15 protein-coding genes and 1 pseudogene are annotated in these 22,201 nt (G+C 66.2%); 6 read left to right on the top strand and 10 right to left on the bottom strand.

Going from position 1 to position 22,201, the window contains the following annotated elements; all coding sequences use genetic code 11:
* Window positions 1–83: 83 nt before the first annotated feature.
* From XAXN_RS05940 to mgtE, 3 genes are all read right to left on the bottom strand, one after another.
* Window positions 84–2,792, bottom strand: a complete 2,709-nt coding sequence (locus XAXN_RS05940; RefSeq protein WP_054318873.1) for a bifunctional acetate--CoA ligase family protein/GNAT family N-acetyltransferase — start codon at window positions 2,790–2,792, stop codon at window positions 84–86.
* 281 nt (window positions 2,793–3,073) lie between these two features.
* Entirely contained in the window at window positions 3,074–3,688 is a 615-nt protein-coding gene (locus XAXN_RS05935) for a hypothetical protein (RefSeq protein ID WP_054318872.1), read from the bottom strand.
* Between the two features lie 71 nt (window positions 3,689–3,759).
* Complete coding sequence (gene mgtE, locus XAXN_RS05930) at window positions 3,760–5,127, bottom strand: magnesium transporter (RefSeq protein ID WP_054318871.1); 1,368 nt, start codon at window positions 5,125–5,127, stop codon at window positions 3,760–3,762.
* A gap of 566 nt (window positions 5,128–5,693) precedes the next feature.
* Here mgtE and XAXN_RS05920 point away from each other — a divergent pair.
* Both XAXN_RS05920 and XAXN_RS05915 read left to right on the top strand, forming a co-directional pair.
* Window positions 5,694–6,521: a carbonic anhydrase gene (locus XAXN_RS05920; protein ID WP_054318869.1), complete on the top strand. Its 828-nt coding sequence runs from the start codon at window positions 5,694–5,696 to the stop codon at window positions 6,519–6,521.
* 218 nt (window positions 6,522–6,739) lie between these two features.
* Window positions 6,740–8,552 (top strand): annotated as a pseudogene (locus XAXN_RS05915) (monovalent cation:proton antiporter-2 (CPA2) family protein).
* A gap of 111 nt (window positions 8,553–8,663) precedes the next feature.
* On the opposite strand, the gene zwf reads toward XAXN_RS05915, so the two are convergent.
* The 5 genes from zwf to XAXN_RS05890 all read right to left on the bottom strand — a co-directional run bounded on the left by zwf (window position 8,664) and on the right by XAXN_RS05890 (window position 16,291).
* Window positions 8,664–10,502, bottom strand: a complete 1,839-nt coding sequence (gene zwf, locus XAXN_RS05910; protein ID WP_054318868.1) for a glucose-6-phosphate dehydrogenase — start codon at window positions 10,500–10,502, stop codon at window positions 8,664–8,666.
* Entirely contained in the window at window positions 10,499–12,298 is a 1,800-nt protein-coding gene (locus XAXN_RS05905) for a glycoside hydrolase family 15 protein (RefSeq protein WP_054318867.1), read from the bottom strand. The genes zwf and XAXN_RS05905 overlap by 4 nt, the downstream gene beginning before the upstream one ends.
* A 63-nt stretch (window positions 12,299–12,361) precedes the next feature.
* Window positions 12,362–12,691 carry a low molecular weight protein tyrosine phosphatase family protein gene (locus XAXN_RS05900; protein ID WP_134980466.1) on the bottom strand — a complete coding sequence of 110 codons (330 nt, stop codon included), beginning with the start codon at window positions 12,689–12,691 and terminating at the stop codon, window positions 12,362–12,364.
* 26 nt (window positions 12,692–12,717) lie between these two features.
* Entirely contained in the window at window positions 12,718–16,038 is a 3,321-nt protein-coding gene (locus XAXN_RS05895; RefSeq protein ID WP_054318866.1) for an ankyrin repeat domain-containing protein, read from the bottom strand.
* Window positions 16,031–16,291: a YcgL domain-containing protein gene (locus tag XAXN_RS05890; RefSeq protein ID WP_003487326.1), complete on the bottom strand. Its 261-nt coding sequence runs from the start codon at window positions 16,289–16,291 to the stop codon at window positions 16,031–16,033. Before XAXN_RS05890 ends, XAXN_RS05895 begins: the two co-directional genes overlap by 8 nt.
* Before the next feature lie 220 nt (window positions 16,292–16,511).
* Between XAXN_RS05890 and XAXN_RS05885 the strand changes: the two genes are divergently transcribed.
* Genes XAXN_RS05885 through XAXN_RS05870 form a run of 4 tightly spaced genes read left to right on the top strand, consistent with a single transcriptional unit; the run spans window position 16,512 to window position 20,921 of the window.
* Window positions 16,512–17,711 (top strand): beta-ketoacyl-[acyl-carrier-protein] synthase family protein, encoded by a 1,200-nt coding sequence (locus tag XAXN_RS05885; RefSeq protein WP_054318879.1) that lies wholly within the window; start codon window positions 16,512–16,514, stop codon window positions 17,709–17,711.
* Entirely contained in the window at window positions 17,711–18,484 is a 774-nt protein-coding gene (locus XAXN_RS05880) for a beta-ketoacyl synthase chain length factor (protein ID WP_054318865.1), read from the top strand. Before XAXN_RS05885 ends, XAXN_RS05880 begins: the two co-directional genes overlap by 1 nt.
* The gene (locus XAXN_RS05875) at window positions 18,481–19,302 is read left to right on the top strand and encodes a glycosyltransferase family 2 protein (RefSeq protein WP_054318864.1); all 822 of its coding nucleotides are present in this window, start codon (window positions 18,481–18,483) and stop codon (window positions 19,300–19,302) included. Before XAXN_RS05880 ends, XAXN_RS05875 begins: the two co-directional genes overlap by 4 nt.
* Window positions 19,299–20,921, top strand: coding sequence for an NAD(P)/FAD-dependent oxidoreductase (locus tag XAXN_RS05870; protein ID WP_054318863.1), 1,623 nt, complete (start codon window positions 19,299–19,301; stop codon window positions 20,919–20,921). The genes XAXN_RS05875 and XAXN_RS05870 overlap by 4 nt, the downstream gene beginning before the upstream one ends.
* 103 nt (window positions 20,922–21,024) lie before the next feature.
* Here the strand turns inward: XAXN_RS05870 and XAXN_RS20685 are convergent, their stop codons facing one another.
* Both XAXN_RS20685 and XAXN_RS20680 read right to left on the bottom strand, forming a co-directional pair.
* The gene (locus XAXN_RS20685) at window positions 21,025–21,573 is read right to left on the bottom strand and encodes a hypothetical protein (protein WP_134980539.1); all 549 of its coding nucleotides are present in this window, start codon (window positions 21,571–21,573) and stop codon (window positions 21,025–21,027) included.
* Window positions 21,570–22,201: AAA family ATPase (locus tag XAXN_RS20680; RefSeq protein WP_134980540.1), on the bottom strand; the 632-nt coding region annotated here is incomplete at its 5' end. The genes XAXN_RS20685 and XAXN_RS20680, both read right to left, overlap by 4 nt.

Here is a 22,201-nt window from a genome sequence, read left to right as displayed (position 1 = left end):
CGACAGCCGGAGCAATAGGCCAGGGCAAAGCCCGGCAGATCCGGCGTGCGGTGGAGGATGGGGGACCGCGGCGTGACGCAAGGTCAGGCCGGGCGCGGCTCGCCCATTATAGGGAGTGTCACCGCCATCAGGGTCGCATCGTCCGGATCCGGGCGCAAGCCGAAGCCCAGGCTCTGGCACATCGCCAGCATGGTGCGGTTCTCGCGCAGCACCTGGCCTTCGATCTGTTTGAGGCCCAGCCAGCGCGCGTACTCGATCATGATGCGCATCAGCTGCCAGCCGATGCCATGGCCCTTGAGGTCCGAGCGGATCAGGATGCCGTACTCGCCGCGCTGGTAATCGGCGTCGGCGTGCAGGCGCACCGCGCCGAGCATGTCGCCGGTCTTGGGGTCGATGGCCACCAGCGCGATCGAGCGGGCGTAATCGAGCTGGGTCAGCCGCGCGATGAATTCATGGCTGAAATGTTTCACCGACTGGAAGAAGCGCAGCCGCAGGTCTTCGTCGGTGACGCGCGCAAAGAACGCGCGGACCAGCGCTTCGTCTTCCGGACGCACCGGGCGCACCAGCGCGTGGGTGCCATCGCCCAGGCCGATCTGGCGTTCCCATTCCTTGGGGTAAGGGAAGATCGCAAAGCGCGGATGGCCGCGGCCCTTGTGCAGCTTGCGCGCCGGCGCCACCGCCACGCGGGCGTCCAGCGCAATCACGCCGTCGCGGTCGGCCAGCAGCGGGTTGATGTCCAACTCGGTGATGTCGGGGATGTCGGCGGCCAGCTGCGCCAGCTTGACCAGCACCAGCGCCACCGCGCGCTCGTCGGCCGCCGGCACGTCGCGGTAGGCCTTGAGGATGCGCGAGACGCGGGTGCGGCCGATCAGCTCGTGGGCAAGGCGCAGGTCCAGCGGCGGTAGGGCCAGCTCGCGGTCGTTGATGACCTCCACCGCGGTGCCGCCGCGTCCGAACACGATCGCCGGGCCGAATACCGGGTCGTCGGCAATGCCGACGATCAGCTCGCGCGCCTTGGGCCGCAGCACGGTGGGCTGGACGATCACCCCTTCGATCGCCGCGTTGGGATGCGCAGCGCGCGCAAGCGCCAGGATGCCGGTGGCCGCTTCGCGCACCGCCGCCACGCTGGACAGGTTAAGGCGCACGCCATCCACGTCGGACTTGTGCGCGATCTCGCTGGACAACACTTTTAACGTCACCGTGCGGCCGACCGCCAGCAACGGGTCGGCCAGCAATGCGGCGTCGTTGGCGGTGGCGACCACCTGCAGCGGCACCACCGGGATGCCGTAGGCGCTCAGCAACCGGTTGGTGGCAACCTGATCCAGCCAGCGCCGGCCGGCCGCCAAGGCCTCTTCCACCAGCGTCCGCGCAATGCCGGCATCCACCACGAAATCTTCCGGCAGGCTGGGCGGGGTCTCCATCAGCGCCGCCTGCGCCTCGCGGTAGCGCACCAGGTGGGTAAAGCCGCGCACCGCATCCGATTCGGTGGCATAGGTGGGCACGCGGGCGGCGTTGAGTGCGGCAATCGCCGCATCGTCCTGGCCCAGCCATACCGCAAACACAGGTTTGTCGCGTTGGTAGCGGTTGCGCTGGTCCAGCGCGCGGGTCAGCGCCTTGGCGGCATCGGCCGAAGAAGTGAAGGCGGTGGGCACGTTGACCACCAGCAGCGCGTCGTTTTCCGCATCGTCCAGCAGCGCTTCGATCGCTGCGGCATAGCGCGCGCCATCGGCGTCGACAATGATGTCCACCGGGTTGCTGCGCGACCAGCCTTCCGGCAGCGACTGATCGAGTTTTTCCAGCGTCTTGGGCGACAACTCGGCCAGGGTGCCGCCACGCAGCACCAGTTGGTCCACCGCCAGCCGCCCCACCCCGCCGCCATTGCTCAGGATGGCCAGGCGCCGGCCGGGGAAGCTGCCGAGCCGGCCCAGGGTTTCGGCGGCGGCGAACAGCTCGTCCAGCGCGCCCACCCGCAACAGCCCGGCGCGTGCAAACGCGGCGCCGTACACCGCATCCGAACCGGCCAGCGCCTGCGCGTGGGTGTCGGCATTGGGATTGATGCGGTACTGGCGGCCGGATTTGACCACCACCACCGGCTTGGCACGTGCCGCAGCACGCGCGGCCGACATGAACTTGCGCGCATCGCCGATGCGTTCGACGTACAGCAGAATCGCGCGGGTGCGGTAGTCGGTGGCGAAGTAATCGAGCAGATCGCCGAAATCCACATCCAGCGTATCGCCCAGCGACATCACCGCCGAAAACCCGACCGAACGCGCCACACCCCACTCCACCAGCGCGGCAGCAATCGCGCTGGATTCGGAGATCAGCGCCAGATCACCGGCCTGCGGGCAGTGCGCGGCGATGCTGGCATTGAGCCGCGCATGCGGAGCGATCACGCCCAGGCAGTGCGGGCCGAGGATGCGCATGCCTTTTGCGCGCGCAGCCGCCTCCATGCGCGCGGCCGGCGAGCCGGGGCCGCTGCCCAGGCCGGCGGTCAAAATGATCGCCGCGGCCACACCACGCCGCGCGGCGATGGAGACGATGCGCGGCACGATGCGCGCCGGCGCGGTGATCACCACCAGATCCGGCACCCACGGCAGATCGGTCAGCCGCGCCACCGTGCGCACGCCGTCGATCTCGCTATAGCGCGGGCTCACCCAACCGATTTGGCCAGGGAAGCCGGCCGCGCGCAGGTTGCGCACCACCGCGCGCCCGGCCGAACGATCACGCGGGCTGCCACCCACCACCGCCACGGTGCTGGGCCGAAAGACCTGTTGCAGGTGGTACGTACTCATCGGACCGGGGACGCGAATACCATCGCTCTACGGTACACGCACTGGCGTTTCAGGGCATGGATGACATAGGCGAAGGCGCGATGACGGTGACGGCTGCCAAGTGCGCGCGCTGCGAAAGGGTGCTTGGCACAGCCGCGTTGCGGCATGGCGGTCGTCGTCGATCGATGCTCGTGTCGCTCAAGGCCCTTCGAGCTGATGATATTCGACGACTAAGGGCACCACGGTTGCCGCATGACCATGCCTGCCGCGCATGCTGTAGCGGCTAGCGTTGCGCGGCCCGCTTACTTTGAGAATGTCGAGGTCCACATGCGGCAACGCTGGGCACCGTAGGCCACCGAATAAGGTTCGTCGTAGCACTTGACCAGGCCATCGACGACATCCAGGTTTGGTGGCCAGCGCATCTTCATCTCAGACCGTCCGCTCGTGGCCGGCCATACGACATAGCCATCCTGCAACGGCGGCATGTCCTTGTCCTTCGGGTACGGGACCGACGCAAGCCGTGCCCGTGCGGCCTCCAGACCGGCGCGGTCGCGTTTGAGGAACGCGATCATGGCGTCAACATACGGATTCCAGCCGGCGAGATCCTCGGCCGCTGGCTTATACGATTGTTCGAACAGCGCGATCGCCTGCGCCGTTTGCCCGGCTTCTGCACGCATCTGCCCCTCGTGCCAAACCACGATGCCACCAGTGATCGCATGCCCCTGGCGGTAGTCGCGCAACAGGTCGGCAGCCACCGCGGCGCAGCCGGGGCGATCTGCAACGGTGCGCCAGCCGCCTTGCATGTCCTGGTCGAAGGCGTTTTCATCCAGCGCCAGCATTGCCACACGATCGTAGTTGCATCCTACAGGCTGGGCCGGTTCGGCCCAGCCTGGCAGCGCCACGACGATCGATAACATTCCAGCCCACACGACGGACCACAGCGCTCTGCCTCGCATCGCCAGCACCCTGCCCGAGAGGAAACCGGACTCTACAACAGCGTGCCGCTCAAAATCAGCGCGGCGATGCTGAAATAAATCACCAGGCCGGTGACGTCCACCAGCGTGGCCACGAACGGCGCCGAGGCGCTGGCCGGGTCGAAGCCGAAGCGTTGCAGCACGAACGGCAGCATCGAGCCCGATAGCGAACCGAAGGTGACGATGCCGATCAGCGCCGCGCCGATGGTCAGCGCCACCATCTGCCAGTGCGGGCCGTAGTCGTACAGGCCGGCGGTCTGCCAGATGGTGATGCGCACGATCGCCAGCACGCCCAGGATCGCGCCCAGGGTCAGGCCGGTGGGCAGTTCGCGCAACGCCACTTTCCACCAATCGCGCAGGCGCAGCTCGCGCAGCGCCAGCGAGCGGATCAGCAGCGAGGTGGCCTGCGAGCCGGAGTTGCCGCCCGAGCTCATGATCAGGGGAATGAACAAGGTCAGCACCACCGCCTTGGACAGCTCGTCTTCGAAGTGTTGCATCGCGCTGGCGGTGAGCATTTCGCCCAGAAACAGCACGCTCAGCCAGCCGGCGCGCTTCTTGATCATCTGGCCGAAGCCGATCTGCATGTAGGGCTTGTCCAGCGCTTCCATGCCGCCGAACTTGTGCACGTCTTCGGTGGATTCGGCGATCAAGGCATCGAGCACATCGTCCACGGTGACGATGCCGAGCACGTGGCCGCGCGCATCCACCACCGGGATCGCCAGTAGGTCGTGGCGACGGATCAGCCGGGCCACTTCCTCCTGGTCCAGCGCAGGGTCCACCGTGATCGGCGGATTGACCTGCGCCACCTCCAGGATCGGCGCCTCCGGCGCGCCGGTGATCAGGCGGCGCATGGTCACCACCTGCTGCAGCACGCGGGTGTACGGGTCGAGCAGATAGATCGCGTAGACGGTCTCGCGGCTGCGCTCTACTTCGCGGATGTGCTGCAGAGTGCGGCCCACCGTCCAGTCCGACGGCACGGCGACGAACTCGGTGGTCATCAGCGCGCCAGCGGTATTGGGCGGGTAGCGCATCAGCGCCTGGATCGAGAGCCGCGCCTCGGCGCTAAGCAGCCACAGCAGCGGCTGGCGCTGCTCGGCATCCAGGCCGTGGAAGATGTCGGTGGCGCGGTCGTCGGCCATCTGCCCCAGCAGCGAGGCGGCCTGCTCGGCCGGCAGCGACGCCACCAGCGTGCTGGCATCGCGCAGCTCGGGTTGTTCGAGCAGTTTCACCGCCCGTGCTGGCGGCAACGCGGCCAGCACCTGCGCCGCGTCGTCGCGGTCCAGGGTGTTGAGATATTCCACCGCATCGGCCGTGTTGAGCTCGGCCAGGGGTGCGGTCAGTGCATCGACGCCTTCGGCAAGGCGCAGGGTTTGCTCGTACATGGTGGTTCGCCTGGTGACGACCGTCGTCGATGACAGCAGGCGAACCTGGGCCTCAGGCGCGCGCCAGCTGGGTCATCGACCCGGGTCTAGGGTGACTGTCGCTGGACATGGGTAAGGGCTCCAAAGGTGCGTACCGACCGGTGATCCGGACGATGGCGCGGCGCAGTCTGCGCGTCTGAGTCGGCTTGGTCAATGCCCTGCGCGCAGGTCGCTTAAGTGGGCTTCCCGAAGCCGGGCGGCGCAGGCCTGCCCAGTCAGGCGCTCGGTACACAGGCCAGCGGCGGCGCAACGCTGCGCACGTGGCATTGCACAGCGTTGCGGCAGGCCGGGGACACGCGCGGCGATACCCAACCCCTGCCAGGCAAGCGGGTTATCAGTGCCGATGCCCTGTTGCCATGGCGCCGGTAGCCGCGGAGACGGAGCCAACCAACCGCCTGTCGCACCGCTGTGCCGAGCGTCACAGTTCATTGCTGCAGTCCGCTTCCCGCAATGCCCGGCGCGTTGCTTTTCCGCCATGGCATCGGCCATCGCATCCACGCAGTGCGTTTTTCTTCCGGAGTTTGTGCATGCCCGCTTCCAGGTCGCTTCTGTTACGTCGCATCAGCCCGCTGTGCCTGTGCACCGCCGCCAGCTGGGACGCTGTGGGCATGGCGCAAACCGCACTGCCCGAGAGCAAGCCGGTGGAGGCGCACGAAACCGCGCCACATGCCGGGCACGAATGGGGCTATACCGGCCCGGAAGGTGCCGAGCACTGGGCCGAGCTGGCCAAGGACAATGCGCTGTGCGGCAATGGCCAGCAAAACAGCCCCATCGATCTGAGAGGCGCCATCGACGCCAACCTGGGCACGCTGCTGCTGAGCTACAGCGCCGTGCCGCTGGTCGTGCGCAACACCGGCCATTCCATCCAGCTGGATCTGCGCGATGGCGGCACCATGGCGACCGGCGGCAAGCAGTATCAAGCGCTGCAACTGCATTTCCATCACCCCAGCGAGCACCTGTTGAACGGCCGGCGTTTCCCGATGGAAGCGCACCTGGTGCATCAGGGCCCGGACGGGACGCTGGGCGTGCTGGCGATCTTCTTCGAAACCGGCAAGGCCAATCCGGCGTTCCAGCGCGTGCTCGACGCCATGCCCAAGGACAAGGACCAGACCCGGCAGGTCGCCAACGCCACGGTCAGCGCCGAGGCGTTTCTTCCGCCGAGCAATCAACGCAGTTTCTATCGCTACGAGGGCTCGCTGACCACGCCGCCGTGCAGCGAAACGGTGGACTGGGTGGTGCTCAGCCAGCCGGTGCAGGTGTCGGAGGCGCAGATCAACGCGTTCGAACGCGTGTACCCGTTCAATGCACGCCCACTGCAGCCGCTGGATCGGCGTTTTCTGCTGAAAAGCGACTGATCGCTCGCACGGTGTGTCGACCATGTTCGGCGCGCCATGCAGCGCTCGCGCACTGACGGTGCAGGCGCAGGCGTTGCTGGACTGATCCGCACACACTCCGCAGATAGGTGCCGGGCGCACACCGCGCAGCCCGGCATCGCCGCCGTGCAGATGGCACATGCGTGCGCGCAGGCCAACGGACCTGCGCGGCATAATGCGTCCCTCACTGGAGAGTACGCATGCATAGCGGTGGTCTGGAACTGGCCTTGGTGTTGATGCTGGCCGCCATCGTGGCAGTGCCGGTGTTCGAGCGCTTCGGCCTGGGTGCGGTGTTGGCCTACCTGGTCGCCGGCGTGGTGCTCGGGCCCGACGGCGCGGGTGTCGTGCAGGATGCCGAACGCATCAGCGACGCGGCCGAGATCGGCGTGGTGATGCTGCTGTTCGTGATCGGGCTGGAACTGTCGCCGGCGCGCCTGAAGGTGATGCGCCATTCGGTGTTCGGGGCTGGCGCCACCCAGGTGCTGGTGACGACGGTGATCCTGGGCGGCTTGTTGATGGCAGCCCAGTTGGGCTGGAAGAGCGCGTTGATCATCGGCGTGGCGCTGGCGCTCTCATCCACGGCGGTGGGGCTGCAATTGCTGGCCGAACGCAAGGCGCTGAGCAGCGACTACGGGCGGCTGGCGTTTGCCATCTTGCTGTTCCAGGATTTGATTGCGATCCCGTTGCTGGCGGCCATCCCGCTGCTCGGCGGCAGCAAGAACGCAACGCTTCAATGGCAGGACGTGGCCAAGGCGATGGCGGCCCTGGCGCTGGTGATCGTGTGCGGGCGCTTTGTGTTGCGTCACCTGTTCAACGTGGTGGCGCGTACGCGCATGCCGGAAGTGTTCACCGCCAGTGCCTTGCTGGTGGTGCTGGGCACCGCCTGGATCATGCAGGAGGCCGGCTTAAGCGCCAGCCTGGGTGCCTTCATCGCCGGCGTGTTGCTGGCCGATTCGGAATTCCGCCACGAACTGGAATCGCAGATCGAACCGTTCGAAGGCTTGCTGCTGGGCCTGTTCTTCATCTCGGTGGGCATGGGGATCGATCTCCACCGCGTGGTGGCCGAGCCGTGGGTGATCGCAGCGGGCGTGGCGGATCTTGCTGGTGGTGAAGTTCTCGCTGCTGGCCGGTATCGGCAGCATGGCCAAGCTGCCGCTGCGCAGCAGCCTGATGCTGGGCAGCGTGCTGTGGCTGGGCGGCGAATTCGCCTTCGTGGTGTTCAACGAAGCCGATCGTGTGGGCCTGCTGGAGCCGGCCAATCACGACCGGCTGGTGGCCATCGTCGGCGTGTCGATGGCACTGACCCCGCTCTTGCTACTCGGCATGCAACGCATCGTCAACGGACCACTGCGTGCGCGCGCACCCAAGACCGATCGCCCGTTCGACACCATCGATGCGCAGACGCCCAAGGTGCTGGTCGCCGGCATGGGCCGCTTCGGCCAGGTGATCGCGCGCCTGCTCACGGCGCGGCATGTGCCGTTCGTGGCGCTGGAACACAACCCCGATACCGTTGAGGACCTGCGCCGGTTCGGCAGTCAGTTGTATTACGGCGACCCTACCCGCCCGGAACTGCTGCGCGCCGCCGGTGCCGAGCGCATCAAGGTATTCGTGATCGCGGTGGACGACCCGGACACCAACATCAAGACGGTGCGACTGATCCGCCGGCTGTACCCGCACGCCACGGTGCTGGCGCGTGCACGCAACCGTCAGCACGCCTGGAAACTGATGGACCTGGGCGCAGAACCGTTCCGCGAAGTGTTCGCCTCCAGCCTGGAGCTGAGCGAACGCGTGCTGACCTCGCTCGGCCTGGGCGAAGCGCTCGCACACGATCACGTCAAACGCTTCCGCCAGCACGACGAAGACCTGCTGCGCCGCCAGCACCTGGTCTACGACGACGAAGCCAAGGTGATCCAGACCTCGCGCGACGCCCGTGCCGACCTGATGAACCTGTTCGAAGCCGACGTCAAGGCGGATGTGGATGGGGAGCCGGCACCTACCACGCAGGACCGCTGAGCTCTTCGATAGGAACGCGCCTGCGCGCGACAGGCGTTAACGGTAGAGCCCCGTCGCGCGCGGGCGCGCTCCTACATGGATCTGCGGCGACTGCTGCACCGCTGGCATCCCTCAGCGGCGTGGTGGACGCGCTGCGGCCCTGCTCGCCGATTTCTTCGCTGCACCGTTGCCCGCTGCAGTCTTGCCGGTGGTCTTTGCGACCTTGCTGGTTACGCGTTTGCGCACGATTTTCTTGGCCGCGCTGCCAGACGACGTCCCGGCATCCTGCGAGGGCCTCGTTGTCGCGGCAGATGCGCGTTTGGCTGACGCCCTGGCGACTTTCTTGGCCGGTGCCTTGCCGACCTTGCTTGCCGTCTTCTTGGCAGCCTTCTTCACCGGCGTCGCAGCACCAGCGCGTGCCTCTGGTGGGCGGCGCGGCGGTGGTTTACGACCTGGAGTGAGTGCGCGCCACGCGTGACCGCCATTCATCGCCAGCAGCGCGTCGGCGGCCGAGGGGCCGGCGCTGCCTGCGGCGTAATTGGGGAAGTCGCTGGGCGGTTGTTTCCATGCATCCAGGATCGGTTGCACGATGCGCCATGCGCCTTCCACCATCGCCGCATCCTGGAACAGGCCGGCCTCGCCGTTCATGCAGTCCTGCAGCAGGCGCTCGTAGCCCACCGTGTATTCCTTGGGGAACCAGTCGCGGTAACGGAAGTCCATGCGCACCGGTGCAAGCGCCACCTGCGCGCCCGGGCGCTTGACGTCGAACTGCAGCGAGATGCCTTCATCGGGCTGGATATGCAGTACCAGCCAGTCGGGGCCGTAACCGCCCACCTCGGTACTGCGGAACGGCGCCAGCGGCGCGGGCTTGAAGCGGATCGCGATCTCGGTGGTGCGTTCACGCAGGCGCTTGCCGGTGCGCAGGTAGAACGGCACGCCGGCCCAGCGCCAGGTGTCGACCTGCAGCTTCATCGCCACATAGGTTTCGGTGTCCGAATCTTCCGGCACGGTGTCTTCTTCGCGATAGCCCGGTACCGCGCTGCTGCTCACCGCACCGGAGGCGTATTGCCCACGCACCACGTCTTCGGGTTCGATCGGGCGCACCGCTTCGATCACTTCGGCGCGACGGCGATGCATCGCTTCGGTGGTGAACGCCGCTGGCGGTTCCATCGCAATCATCGCCAGCAACTGGAACAGATGGTTGGGCACCATGTCGCGCAGGCAACCGGTGGGGTCGTAGAAGCGCCCGCGGCCTTCCACGCCGATGGTTTCGGCAGCGGTGATCTGCACGTGGTCGATGCGGTCGCGATTCCACACCGGCTCGAACAAACCATTGGCGAAGCGGAACGCGAGAATGTTCTGCACGGTTTCCTTGCCCAGGAAATGATCAATGCGGAACACCTGATCTTCGTGCAGCACCTTGGCCACCGTGGCGTTGAGATGCTGGGCGCTGGGCAGATCGTGGCCGAAGGGTTTTTCCACGATCACCCGGCGCCAGCCTTCGCCTGCGCGTTGCTTGACCAGGCCAGCTTCGCCCAGGTTGAGCAATACCGGCTCGAAGAAGCGCGCGGCGGTGGCCAGATAAAACAGCACGTTGCCCTGCGTGCCGTAGCGCTTGTGCAGCTTGTCCAGCACGCCGCCCAGCGATCGGTAGGCTCCCTGATCGGTAAAGTCGCCGCGCAGGTAATGCATGCGCTCGCGCAGCCAGTCCCAGGTAGCGGTGTCGAATTCGTCGGTCTTGAATTCGGCATCGCGACTGCTGAGCAGCTGCGTCATCGACTGCGCCATGCTGGTCCGCCACGCGCGCTCGCTGATGTCGCCATGGTCCATGCCGACAATGGTGAACTCATCGCCCAGCGCACCGGAACGGCGCAGGTTGTACAGCGCCGGCATGACCAGGCGCTTGGTCAGATCGCCCCGCGCGCCGAACACCACGATGATGCACGGCGGTGTGGTTGCTTGCTCACTCATGGATGCGTTTCCTTTTCGCCCATGCGTCCATGCAGGCGCAATGCCGCATTGACCAGAGCCACGTGGGAATACCCTTGCGGGAAGTTGCCGAGCATGCGTTTGCTGCGCGGGTCGTATTCTTCGGCGAGCAGGCCCACGTCGTTGCACAGCCCGAGCAGGCGTTCGAGCAGCGCTCGCGCCTGGTCGGTGCGGCCGAGCAAGGCATAGTTTTCCACCAGCCAGAAACTGCAGGCCAGGAAGGTGCCTTCGCCGGCCGGCAAGCCATCGGCGCTGTCGCCGGCGCGATAGCGTTCGACCAACCCGTCGATGGTCAGCTCGCGTGCGATCGCATCGGCAGTGGCGGCGATGCGCGGATCTTCCGGCGGCAAGAAGCCCACGATGGGAATGAGCAGCAGCGAGGCGTCCAGCCGATCCGAACCATAGCTCTGCACGAAGTGGCCATCCGGATGCACGCCTTTTTCCAGCACTTGGGCGTGAATTTCTTCGGCAATGCGGCCCCAGTGCGCGCGCTTTTCAGCATCTGCATTGGTGATGCCGTCGCGCGCGCCGCAGTCGAAGGCCAGCCATGCCATCACCTTGGAATGCACGAAGTGGCGGCGCTCGTCGCGGATTTCCCAGATGCCTTCATCCGGTTCGCGCCACAGGGTTTCCAGCGTTTCCAGAATCTTTTCCAGCAGCGACGCAGACGACCCGTCGTCGTCCGACGGCAGGCCCACGCCCTTCTCGCGTGCGTAATGGAACGCGCCGATCAACTCGCCATACACATCGAGCTGAAACTGATCCACCGCGCCATTGCCGATGCGCACCGGACCGGAATTTTCATAGCCGGGCAACCAGTGCGCTTCCCATTCCTGCAAGCGGCGTTCGCCGGCAATGCCGTACAGCGCCTGCAATTGATCCGGCGAACCGGCAATGGTGCGTTGGACCCAATCACGAAATGCCGCCGCTTCGTCGCGGTACCCGGCCTGCAGCAACGCGATCAGCGTGAACACCGAGTCGCGCAGCCAGCAATAGCGGTAATCCCAGTTGCGTGTGCCGCCCAGATGCTCCGGCAACGAGGCAGTGGGCGCGGCGACAATGCCGCCGGTGGGCAGATAACTCAGCCCCTTCAACACCACCAGCGAGCGGCGCACCTGCTCTGTCCAAGGCCCGACATCTGTGCAGCGGCGCGCCCAGCCGTGCCAGAACGCGGTGGTGCGTTGCAGCGCCTGTTGGGCGTCGATCAAGGGCGGCGTGGCCTGATGCGAGGCGCCGTGGCTGAGCAGGAACCAGGTGCTTTGCCCTTCGCGCAGGGTGAAGTCGGTTTCGGTTCCCATGTCCTGGCCGCGCAGCGTTTGCGGCGAACGCAAGGCAAGTTGATCGGGGCCGGCGATGGCGCGGATACCATCGACGATGCGCGTCACCCAAGGCACCGTGCGGCCGTAGTTGAAGCGGAAGGTAAGGCGCATGTGCATCGGCACGCTACCCTGCACGCAGCGCACGATGCGCACCAGGTGCTGATGGACTTCGCCGTTCTCGCTGGCGACCATGAAGTCGATCAGCTCCACCGTGCCGCTGTCAGTGATCATGCGCGTGCACAGCACCAGACTATCGTCCTGGTAGGCGCGCTCGGTGCGGAAGTCGGCAGCCGGCGACAACGCCCATTGCCCGTGTTGTTCGTCGCCCAGCAGCGAAGCGAACACTGCATCGGAATCGAAGCGTGGCAGACACAGCCAGCCGATGGTACCGCGGTGGTCGACCAGGGCCGCGCTGTGGCAGTTGCCCAGCATTGCGTGGTCCTCGATACGCACGCTCATTGGTTGGGCGCTTCCTTCCGGAGAAAGAACGCGCAGTCTTGCATGGGCCGTGTCGGGATCAGGTTACGACTGCACCGGCAGGCCAAGCAGCGGTGGCACCGTGTGTTCCAGGCGGCGTACCAGTGCCGGGTCCATGTACGCATCGTCGTCGGGAATCTGCAGGCAGATCACCCGACAGTGGCGCAGGTGCGCGGCGAAGCGGCGACGCAGCAATTGCAGGTGGCGACGCTCCATGACCAGCACCACCTGCGCTTCCTGCAGCAGCTCCGGGGTGACCTGTACGTCGGCATCTGCGGCCAGCCCGGCCGATTGCGCCTGCACGCCGGGCCAGTCGGCGAAGACGCGCTCGGCGGTGGGGCTGCGCAGGCGGTTGCGGCTGCACACGAACAGCACTCGCAGCGGTTGCCCGCCGCGCTGGCTCAGCGGCCTTCGCGCAGGAAGCGCGCCATCGAGGAGACGCCCGGCAGCGCCGGTTCGAACTGGCCGGCCACATCGATGAAGCCGCGCATGATGGCGATCTCGCGCGGGGTGCGGTTGAGCGCATCGCGGCGGTCGGCATCGGCGCCGGCCCGCAACAGGCGCTGCACCAGCAGCGGCAGGCCATGCAGTGCGGCCAGATGCAGCGGGCCGAAGCCGCGTTGGTCGGCCACATCCAGCGAGACATCTTCGTCGAGCAGGCGTTCGACGCCGGCCAGCACCACCTGCTCGTCGCAGGCGGTGCCCGGTTCGGCACGCGCGCCCAGCAACAGCAGCAACGGGCTGACCCGGCCGCCGGCCAGGCATTCCGGGTCGGCGCCGGCCAGCAGCAAGGTGTCCAACAGGGCCAACAGGCGGTTCTTGTCGCGCGCGGTGAAGCCGTACAACGCGGCGCAATGCAGCGGCGCCAGCCCCTGATCGTCGGTGGCGTGCAGGTCGGCCGCGGCGGTGAGCAGGCGCGCCACGATGTCCGGCAGGCCCAGCGCGCAGGCCAGCATCAGCACGGTCACCCCGCCCGGCAGGCGGTGTTCGATCTGCGCGCCAGCGTGCAGCAAGGCGGCCACGATCTCGGTCTGGCGCATGCTCACCGCCGCCGACAACGGCGTGGCGCCGCTATTGGCCGCGCGCTGCGGATCGGCGCCGCGGCCGAGCAGGTGGGTGACCACGCCCAGGTGGCCGCCACCGGCTGCACGCAGCAGCGCTGTGCAGCCCTGGGCGTCGACGGCGTCGACGGTGAGGCCGAGATCGATCAAGCGACGCACCGCATCGGTATCGCCGGTCATCGCGGCGGCGGGCACATCCGCTTCGCGCAGCGTGCGGCGCGGCAGCGACCAGATGCGCCAATCCAGCCAGTCGGCCAGATCGCGGCGGCCGATCGACAGCGCCACGCCCAGCGGGGTCTGCCCGTCGGCAGCACGCGCTTCCGGCGAGGCACCCTGCTTGACCAGCAGTTTCAGCGAGGCGTCGCGGCCCAGCGCGGTGGCCAGATGCAGGGCGGTCATGCCGTGGCTGTCGCGCGCCTCGCGGTCCACGCCATGTTCCAGCAACCAGTGCTGCAGGCGCAGCCAGCCCAACCGTACCGCCAGCGACAACGGCGGATCGCCGGCGGCTGACGGCGCGAAGGGGTCGGCGCCGCGTTCGAGCAGTTCCAGCGCGAACTGTTCCAGCCCACGCGATGCCGCATCGTGCTGCACGCAGGCACTCAGCAGCCGGGTCAGGCCACCGGCGCCTGCCGGCGAAACGCCATGCCGCAGCAACACCTGCAGCGCCGGCACCGCCTCCACGCCGCGCGAGAGCAGCGCAAACATCGGGACATCGCCGCAGGCGTCGCGCACTTCGGCGTCGGCGCCGTGACGCAGCAGCCAGTCGACCGCCTCGGCGTTCAAGGCCAGATGCGTCTCGTGCAGCAGGCCGCCAAGTTCTTCCGGGGCACACAGCCGCGCCAGCGCGACCAGGCCATCGCGCTGCCCGAGCTGCAGGCCTTCGCGCAGCAGTACCAACGGCGGGCGATCGGGTAGCACGGCAACGCCAGCCGTATCGCCCTGCGCGTCGCTGACCGCGGCCGGCAACGGGTAAGCGGGATCGAGCAGTTGCACGATCGCCCAACGTCCGGCCTCGGCGGCCACATCCACCGCGCGACGGCCGTGCGCATCGACGCTGTCGGCAGGCACCTGAAGGTCCAGCAGGCGGCGGATCAGTGCCGGCGACACGTTGTCGGCGGCGCAGGCCAGCATCAATGCGTTGCGGCCGTCGCCATCGATGGCCAGCACATCGGCCTTGCGTGCGACCAGGCGTTCGAGCACCGCGCTACGTGCCTGGCGCGCGGCATCCAGCCACGGGGTGCGGCCCAGCAGATCGCGCGCTTCCAGATTCGCCCCGGCCGACAACAGCGCCTCGACGATGTCGCCGTGGCCGGCCAGCGCGGCTTCGTGCAGCGCACTGCGACGCTGGCGATCGCGCGCATCCACACGCGCCTTGTGCTTGAGCAGCAACTGCACGCCGGCCGGGTCGTCTTCTTCGGTACCGGCAGCGGCAAGCAGCACCGGGGCGCCGCCTTCGGGCTCGGACTGCGCGCCGCGTTCCAGCAGGAATTTGGCCAGCCGCCAGTTGCCGACCTGGCAGGCCATCGCCAGCGGCGAGTGGCCTTCGTTGTTGAGCGCGTCGAGCTCGGCGGCGGCGTCGCGCAGCAGCGCGGCCACGCCCGGGTCGGAACTGCGCACGGCGTGATGCAGGGGGGTGTTGCCGTCGTTGTCGCTGGCGCGCGGGTCGGCGCCGTTGGCCAGCAAGGTCATCACCGCATCCGGGCGGCCGTGCCAGCTGTCGCGGGTGGCGGCCAGCAAGGGGGTCATGCCGCGGTGCGGTTGATTGACGTCGACGCGGCGCACGATCAACTCACGCAGCAGGCGCAGGTCCGGCAGCACCGCCGCCAGCGCCGGCAGGCTGCGTTGATCGCGCCATTCCGGCAGCGGCAACGCCTGCGGGTCGGCGCCGGCCTCGAGCAATTGCAGCGCGCGGTCCACCCGGCCACTACGCGCGGCCTCGAAGAGTTCTGGCACCAGCTGATGCCGGGCCACCGGTTCCAGCGGGCGCGGTTCGGCGGCAGCTTCGGAGAAGAAATCGGCGGCCTGGCGCGTCTGCGGCGCATCGCTGCGCATGGGTGCGGCGGTGCGTTGCAGCAGCAGATGGGCCACCGGCAGCAGCACACCGGCGGCCACCGCCAGGCCCCAGCGCAGGCCGCCGGACAACCAGCCCGGCCAGGCCAGCACCACGGCCAGGGTGCACATCGCCAGTACCAGTGCAGCCGCCAGCAGGCCGCGCCAGGCATGCAATTCCTGCGTAGCCAGCGCATGCCAGCGTGGCACCAGCGCACCACCGTCGCGTTCCACCTCGCCCCACAACGGCCAGGTCCGCCACAGCCCCAGCAGGGCCGCGCTGACCGCGACGCTCAGCGCCAGCGCGGCCGCCAGGCTGCCGCTGTCGCGCAAGGCGGTCAGTGGCCAGCTGATCAGCGCCGCCAGTACCAGCAGGCCCACGCCCCAGAGTGCCAGCAGCGGCAGTAGCGCCTGCGCGATCGCGCGCGGCTGGCCCGGCACTGCGCGCGTCCCGCGTGCCCACGACACCGCCAGCGCGAACGCCGGCTGCGCCAGCCACAGGCTCAGCGCCGCAATCCCGCCGCCAAGGCCACCGAGCAGGCAGAGCACCACGCCAGCCGCACCGGCCAGCGCTGCGGCGCGCATCCGTGCGCCACGCACAGGCTCAGTCATAATCGCACTCGCCGGCGAGCACGATGGTTTTGGGCAATTGCAGATAGAAGCCGTGCTTGCCCAGCGCCTCGCGCACCGTGGCCGCATCGGCCTGCGCCAATCGGCGTTCGGGCGTCAGCGCCACATCCAGCACGAACGTAAACGGCGCCAGCTGCGCCTGCACGGCGGCAGGAAGCCCGGAGAAATCGTCACGTGTGGCGAGATAGACGAAGGTGTCCTGCTTGCGTTGGCTTTTATAGACGTAGGCGTGCATGCGCGCGTGGTCGCGCTCGGAAGAGAGATGTGTCGCGTCGATTGTGTCGCAATTGCGGCGACGGCGAAAGCGCGGCCTGTGCGAAAAATCCCAGCCGCGTCAGCGACATGACGGTGACGTTCAGTTGCGCCGTCAACGGGACCCACGCGCGCCATCGATATACTGACCGCACTTTCTTGCCAGCCAGACCATCGTGAGCCAAGCGCAGCATTCGTCCAAGATGGCCCCGGTTGCCGTCACCGCGTTCACTTCCACCACCGCGCTCGGCGCCGGGCTTGCCGCCCAGGCCGCCGCATTGTCCGCACGCCGCAGCGGCCTGCGGCGCAACGATTTCGGCCCGCAACCGCTGCTGCCCTGTTGGGTCGGCCGCGTCGATGGCGTGGAAGCAGTGGTGTTGCCCGATGCCCTGCAAGAGTGGGATTGCCGCAACAACCGCCTGGCCTGGCTGGCCCTGCATCAGGACGGCATGGTGCAGGCCGTGCAGGCCGCCGCGCAGCGCTACGGCGCCGAGCGGGTGGCGGTGATCATCGGCACGTCCACCTTCAGCATCGGCGCCAGCGAAGAAGCGTATACGCGGCTGGTCGAAGACGCCGACGGCGCGCGCTTCCCCGAGGATCTGAATCGCCCGATCGTGCACACCCCGCATTCGCTGGGCGACTTCGTACAGCACGCCACCGGCTTGCGTGGCCCGTGCGTCACCGTATCCACGGCATGCTCTTCCAGCGCCAAGGTGTTCGCCCAGGCGGCGCGGTTGATGGATGCCGGAGTGATCGACGCGGCCCTGGTCGGCGGCGTGGACACCTTGTGCGGCAGCGTGCTGTTCGGCTTCAACTCGCTGCAGGTGGTGGCGCCGGAGATGTGCCAGCCCTTCGATGCGCGCCGGGTCGGCCTGAGTCTGGGCGAGGCGGGCGGCTTTGCGCTGCTCGAACGCCCGGCCGCCGCACCGGATGTGTCGCTATGGCTGTACGGCTACGGTGAATCCAGCGACGCGCACCATATGTCGGCGCCGCATCCGCAAGGGCTGGGCGCGCAGCTGGCGATGCGCGGTGCGATCGACCGCGCCGGTCTGGAGCCAGCCGCGGTGGGCTATCTGAATCTGCACGGCACCGCGACGCCGGCCAACGACAGCGTGGAAGCCGCCGCAGTGGCAGCGATCTTCCCCGGCACCTTGCACGCGAGTTCGACCAAGGCCTGGACCGGCCACACCCTGGGCGCGGCAGGCATCGTCGAATCGGTGATCGCCCTGCTCGCGCTGCGCGACGACATGCTGCCCGGCACGCTCAACAGCGACATCCCCGACCCGGCCTGTGGCCCGCAAATCCGCTTCGACAACGCCCATGCCCGCATCGATTACGCCATGAACAACTCTTTCGGTTTTGGCGGCAACAACTGTTCGCTGCTGTTCGGGCGGGCCCGCTGATGCTGACCGCGACCATCGAAGGGATCGGCTTCTGGACCCAGGGTCTGCCCAGCTGGGAAGCTGCCAGTGCCTTCGCGCGCGGCGGCGCGCTGCAGGAAGCCCCCGCCCGCCCGGCACCGCAGCTGCTGGCCGCCAACGAACGCCGGCGGGCGCCGGACACGGTGGCGGTGTCGCTGGAAGCTGCGCTGGCCGCCTGTAGCACCGCCGGCCGCGACCCGGCCAGCCTGCCGTCGATCTTTACCTCGACCTACGGCGATCTGGCCATTTCCGACTACATGTGCACCACGCTGGCCAGCGACCCGTTGGCGATCTCGCCGACCAAGTTCCACAACTCGGTACACAACGCCGCCGCCGGCTACTGGACCATCGGCGCCGGTGCGATGACCCCGGCCACGGCGATGAGTGCCGGCCTGGGCAGCTTCGCGCAGGGTCTGCTGGAAGCGCTGGTGCAGCGCGCTGCCGACGCGCAGGCCGTGCTGCTGGTCAGCTACGACGCCCGCTCGGTCGGGCCGCTCGGGCGCGTCGCCCCCAGCCAGGGGCTGCTGGGTAGCGCATTGGTGCTGGGCACGCCCGGCCAGGCCGGCAAGCCCCAGCTGCACGCACATCTGGACGACGGCACCCCCTCGCCCGGCGATGGCGCGCTGGCGCGCCACATCGCCGGCAATGCAATGGCGCCGATGCTGCCGCTGTTGGACCTGTTGGCCGGCAATGGCGACAGCGTGGCGCTGTATGCCGCGCCGGGCCGGGTGCTGCGCGTGGAGATCTCGCAATGAGCCGGCAACCGCTGAGCCGCGAGAACACCACCATCCTGGTGCCGGCGTTGAACGAGGCGCTGCGCATCCGCGAAGTGGTCACCGATGCGCTGACCTATTGCACGCACGTCATCGTGATCGACGACGGCTCCGACGACGGCACCGCCGAGTGCATCGCCGGCATGCCGGTCACGCTGATCCGTCACCCGCAGCGTATGGGCAAGGGCGCGGCACTGCGCAGTGGCTTTGCGCAAGCACAGCGGCTTGGCATGCGCGCGGTGATGACGATGGATGGCGATGGCCAGCACAAGGCGGCCGATTTCCCGCGCCTGCTGGCTGCCGCCAACCGCCACCCGGGCTGCGTGATCATCGGTGCGCGCATGCGCAAGCGCGCCACCCAGCCCACCATCCGCCGCATCGGCAACGATTTCGGCGATTGGGGCATTGCCTGGGGGTGCGGCTTCCGCCTGATCGACAGCCAGAGCGGCCAACGGTTGTATCCGGCCTCGGTGTTCACCCTACCCGACGTGCCCGGCGAAGGTTTCGTGTTCGAAGCGCAGCTGCTGATTTCGGCCGCACGCCAGGCCGGCGCACGCGTGGTCGCGGTGCCGATCGAAACCCGCTACGCTGGTACCTCGCCGGGTACCTTTCGCAAGAGCCATTTCCGGCTGGTGCGCGACCTGTGGAATATCACCTCGCACGTGGTCAAACAGGTGTGGGCATATGGCCATGTGTGGCGCGAGTATCGCCGCGTGCGTGCCAACCCGGTGATCGTTGACGATCCCGACGGCGAATTTGCTACTGTCCCCGCGGTCACCAAGAGCAACCACTCCTCATGAATGCACAGCGCGCCGATGTCGTGATCACCGGAGGTGGCCTGGCTGGCCTGAGTCTGGCGTTGCAGTTGAAGCAACGCGATCCAGCACTGGCGATCACCGTGCTGGAACGGCGCGCGCATCCGGTCCGCGAGGCCGCCTTCAAGGTCGGCGAATCCACGGTGGAAATCGGCGCGCATTATTTTGCCGACGTGCTGGGCTTGCACGAGCATCTGGAAACCGAGCAGATCCGCAAGTTCGGGTTCCGCTTCTTCTTCTCCGACAAGCGCGAAGACATCGACCGCTGCACCGAACTGGGCGTGAGCAAGATCCTGCCCACGCCGTCGTGGCAGATCGACCGCGGCCGTTTCGAGAACTTTCTCGGCGAACGGGCGCGTGCGCAGAGCATCGCCTTCATCGACAGCTGCAGCGTCAAGGGCGTGGACCTGTCCGAAGACGACACCGACCACGCCGTGCGCTTCGAACGCGATGGCATGCCGGGCACGCTGAGTGCGCGCTGGGTGGTGGATGCCAGCGGACGCGCCGGCCTGCTCAAGCGCAAGCTCGGCCTGTCGCAGGACAACGAGCACAATGCCAATGCAGTGTGGTGGCGTGTGGAAGGCCTGATCGACCCCAACGACTGGTCGCAGGACAGCAGCTGGCTGCAACGCTGCACGCCGCCAGACCGCTGGCGTTCGACCAACCACATGTGCGGGCCGGGCTACTGGTTCTGGCTGATCCCACTGGCCTCGGGTGCGCATTCGCTGGGCATCGTCTGCGATGCAGACCTGCATCCGCTGGAGCGCATGAACACCCACGAGAAGGCGATGACCTGGCTGCGCACGCATCAGCCGCAGGTGGCCGCCACGCTCGACCAGGCCGATTATCGGCTGCAGGACTTTCTGTTACTGCGCAACTTCTCTTATGGTTGCAAGCAGGTGTTCTCGCCGCAGCGCTGGGCACTGACCGGCGAAGCGGGCGTGTTCCTGGACCCGTTCTATTCGCCAGGCAGCGACTTCATCGCCATCTCCAACACCTACATCTGCGAATTGATCGGCCGCGACCGCGCCGGCAAGTCGCTCAGCCCGTACGTGGAGCTATACGAGCAGCTGTATTTTTCGTTCTACGAAAACACGCTGACGCTGTATCAGGATCAATACGCGCTGTTCGGCGACGAGCAGGTCATGCCGGTCAAGGTGATCTGGGATTACACCTATTACTGGTCGTTGCTGGCACCGCTGTTCTGCAGCGGGCGCATCGCCCATCTCAGTCTGCTCTCGCGCATGAAGAACGACTTCCTGCACGCACGCGACATGAACCTGGCAATGCAGCAGGTACTGCACGACTGGGGCGTTCGCAATACCGCCCAAAGCATCGCCACCGGCAGCGGACGGCTGCTGGACCAATACCTGATCGGCTGGTTCAACGAACTCAATGGCGCCTTGAACGACACGCTCGACGATGATGCGTTTGTCGCACGCATCCACCGCAACGTCGCGCAGATGGCGGTGCTGGCGCGGGAGATCCTGCAACAGGCACGCCAGCGCTACCCCGACCTGCCCGACTATGGCCTGGACGCATTGACTGCCGGTTCCAACGGCGAGGCGATCTTGACCGCACCGTGGTACGCCGACGCGGCTTAGGTGCACCGCAACCTGAATCAGTCGGACATTCTTTTATATAGAAGATCCAAATCATTTTTTAATTGCAAATACGAAGGGAGTTGACAAATAGGCCCGTCCGGGTCTATTGCGGAAACAAGTCTCGCCCGCATTTTTCCAAAAAGATTCTTAAATTTTTAAGTTTAATTCCTTGCAATTCGCTGCACTCACATAAAGCATCTAAAAGCAACTTCTTGCTATCAGCCACATGCTCCAGGTTTTTTAAAGCTGGAATACATTCAATCTTATCTTGACCCATCTTGCCAGCAACTCTTCTGATAGCTCGACTATCAACCAAGAGCCATGTTTCCAGCATTCGCACCGGAATAGTAGGAATAACCAAATCCGAATCGCAAATTCCGTCACATGCCGCCTTTATTTCTTTTTGCCTGGCAGCCATACCTTGTGCATCTGCATCGCGATGAACAAATATCACATCAGCAGAGGGATAAAGTTCGGTTAAGACCTGCAACTTCTCTCTTACGGAATGTCCAACATGCATCGGCAGTCTCGATGGATCAAATCGCGTTCCACTCACTTCTAAAAAACCGGCTCTAATTAATAGAGTCTCAATATGATCCACCAAATTAAGATCAGAAAGCCCTTCTCCGGTCAATACAAAGCTCATTTTCATCCAAGGACTTCCGTGCGCGCCGATTTAAGGTTAAGCGAAATTTGACGGTCAGGCGGCAATTCTAAATATGAAATGATCGAAGCCCGATCAATAGCATTGCCCTCGCCCTCTGAAAATCTCCAACTTTCGCGTAGACATTTACATCTTATTGTAGTTGCGGGCATTCCATTTGGACCCCTAACCTTCACTACGTCCGCAAATATCAAATCATTCGGCTCTTCCATTGAAACAAGCACCGGCGAATGCGTTGCAACCACAATCTGCCTCATTGAGTTGGACTCTGACACTTCTTCACTAGGGTCAACGGACAATTCTTTCAATAAATCAAGCATTGCACTAACACGAGCTGGATGGATTCCATTTTCGGGTTCTTCAAAGCACAGAACACCGTTGAACTCCGGATCTTCTGCAAGAATCGAAAGCGCCAAAAATCTTAATGTCCCATCAGACAATGTTCGAGCAGGCAAAAATGCGCCGCTTCGCTCTTTGACTTCAACAGTTAGTAGTTGCCGCACCTGATCAACGTCCACTCGAATATCCGACGTTGGAACTATTTCGGAAAGCCGGCTAGCCACCCGCGTATAAACAGAGGCATCCTTTCTATGCAACCGACGTCCCCCCGATTTTG

Origin of the sequence: Xanthomonas axonopodis, assembly GCF_001304695.1 — a bacterium.
In the GTDB taxonomy this organism is placed as follows: Bacteria; Pseudomonadota; Gammaproteobacteria; order Xanthomonadales; family Xanthomonadaceae; genus Xanthomonas; species Xanthomonas axonopodis.
Note: the sequence above shows the minus strand (reverse complement) of the source record. Positions and strands in the feature narration are given on the sequence as shown.

Coding starts and splice junctions, on each gene's coding strand:
- XAXN_RS05940 (WP_054318873.1), bottom strand. CDS start 2,792: ATGAGTACGTACCACCTGCAACAGGTCTTTCGGCCCAGCACCGTGGCG.
- XAXN_RS05935 (WP_054318872.1), bottom strand. CDS start 3,688: ATGTTATCGATCGTCGTGGCGCTGCCAGGCTGGGCCGAACCGGCCCAG.
- mgtE (WP_054318871.1), bottom strand. CDS start 5,127: ATGTACGAGCAAACCCTGCGCCTTGCCGAAGGCGTCGATGCACTGACC.
- XAXN_RS05920 (WP_054318869.1), top strand. CDS start 5,694: ATGCCCGCTTCCAGGTCGCTTCTGTTACGTCGCATCAGCCCGCTGTGC.
- zwf (WP_054318868.1), bottom strand. CDS start 10,502: ATGAGTGAGCAAGCAACCACACCGCCGTGCATCATCGTGGTGTTCGGC.
- XAXN_RS05905 (WP_054318867.1), bottom strand. CDS start 12,298: ATGAGCGTGCGTATCGAGGACCACGCAATGCTGGGCAACTGCCACAGC.
- XAXN_RS05895 (WP_054318866.1), bottom strand. CDS start 16,038: ATGACTGAGCCTGTGCGTGGCGCACGGATGCGCGCCGCAGCGCTGGCC.
- XAXN_RS05890 (WP_003487326.1), bottom strand. CDS start 16,291: ATGCACGCCTACGTCTATAAAAGCCAACGCAAGCAGGACACCTTCGTC.
- XAXN_RS05885 (WP_054318879.1), top strand. CDS start 16,512: ATGGCCCCGGTTGCCGTCACCGCGTTCACTTCCACCACCGCGCTCGGC.
- XAXN_RS05880 (WP_054318865.1), top strand. CDS start 17,711: ATGCTGACCGCGACCATCGAAGGGATCGGCTTCTGGACCCAGGGTCTG.
- XAXN_RS05875 (WP_054318864.1), top strand. CDS start 18,481: ATGAGCCGGCAACCGCTGAGCCGCGAGAACACCACCATCCTGGTGCCG.
- XAXN_RS05870 (WP_054318863.1), top strand. CDS start 19,299: ATGAATGCACAGCGCGCCGATGTCGTGATCACCGGAGGTGGCCTGGCT.
- XAXN_RS20685 (WP_134980539.1), bottom strand. CDS start 21,573: ATGAAAATGAGCTTTGTATTGACCGGAGAAGGGCTTTCTGATCTTAAT.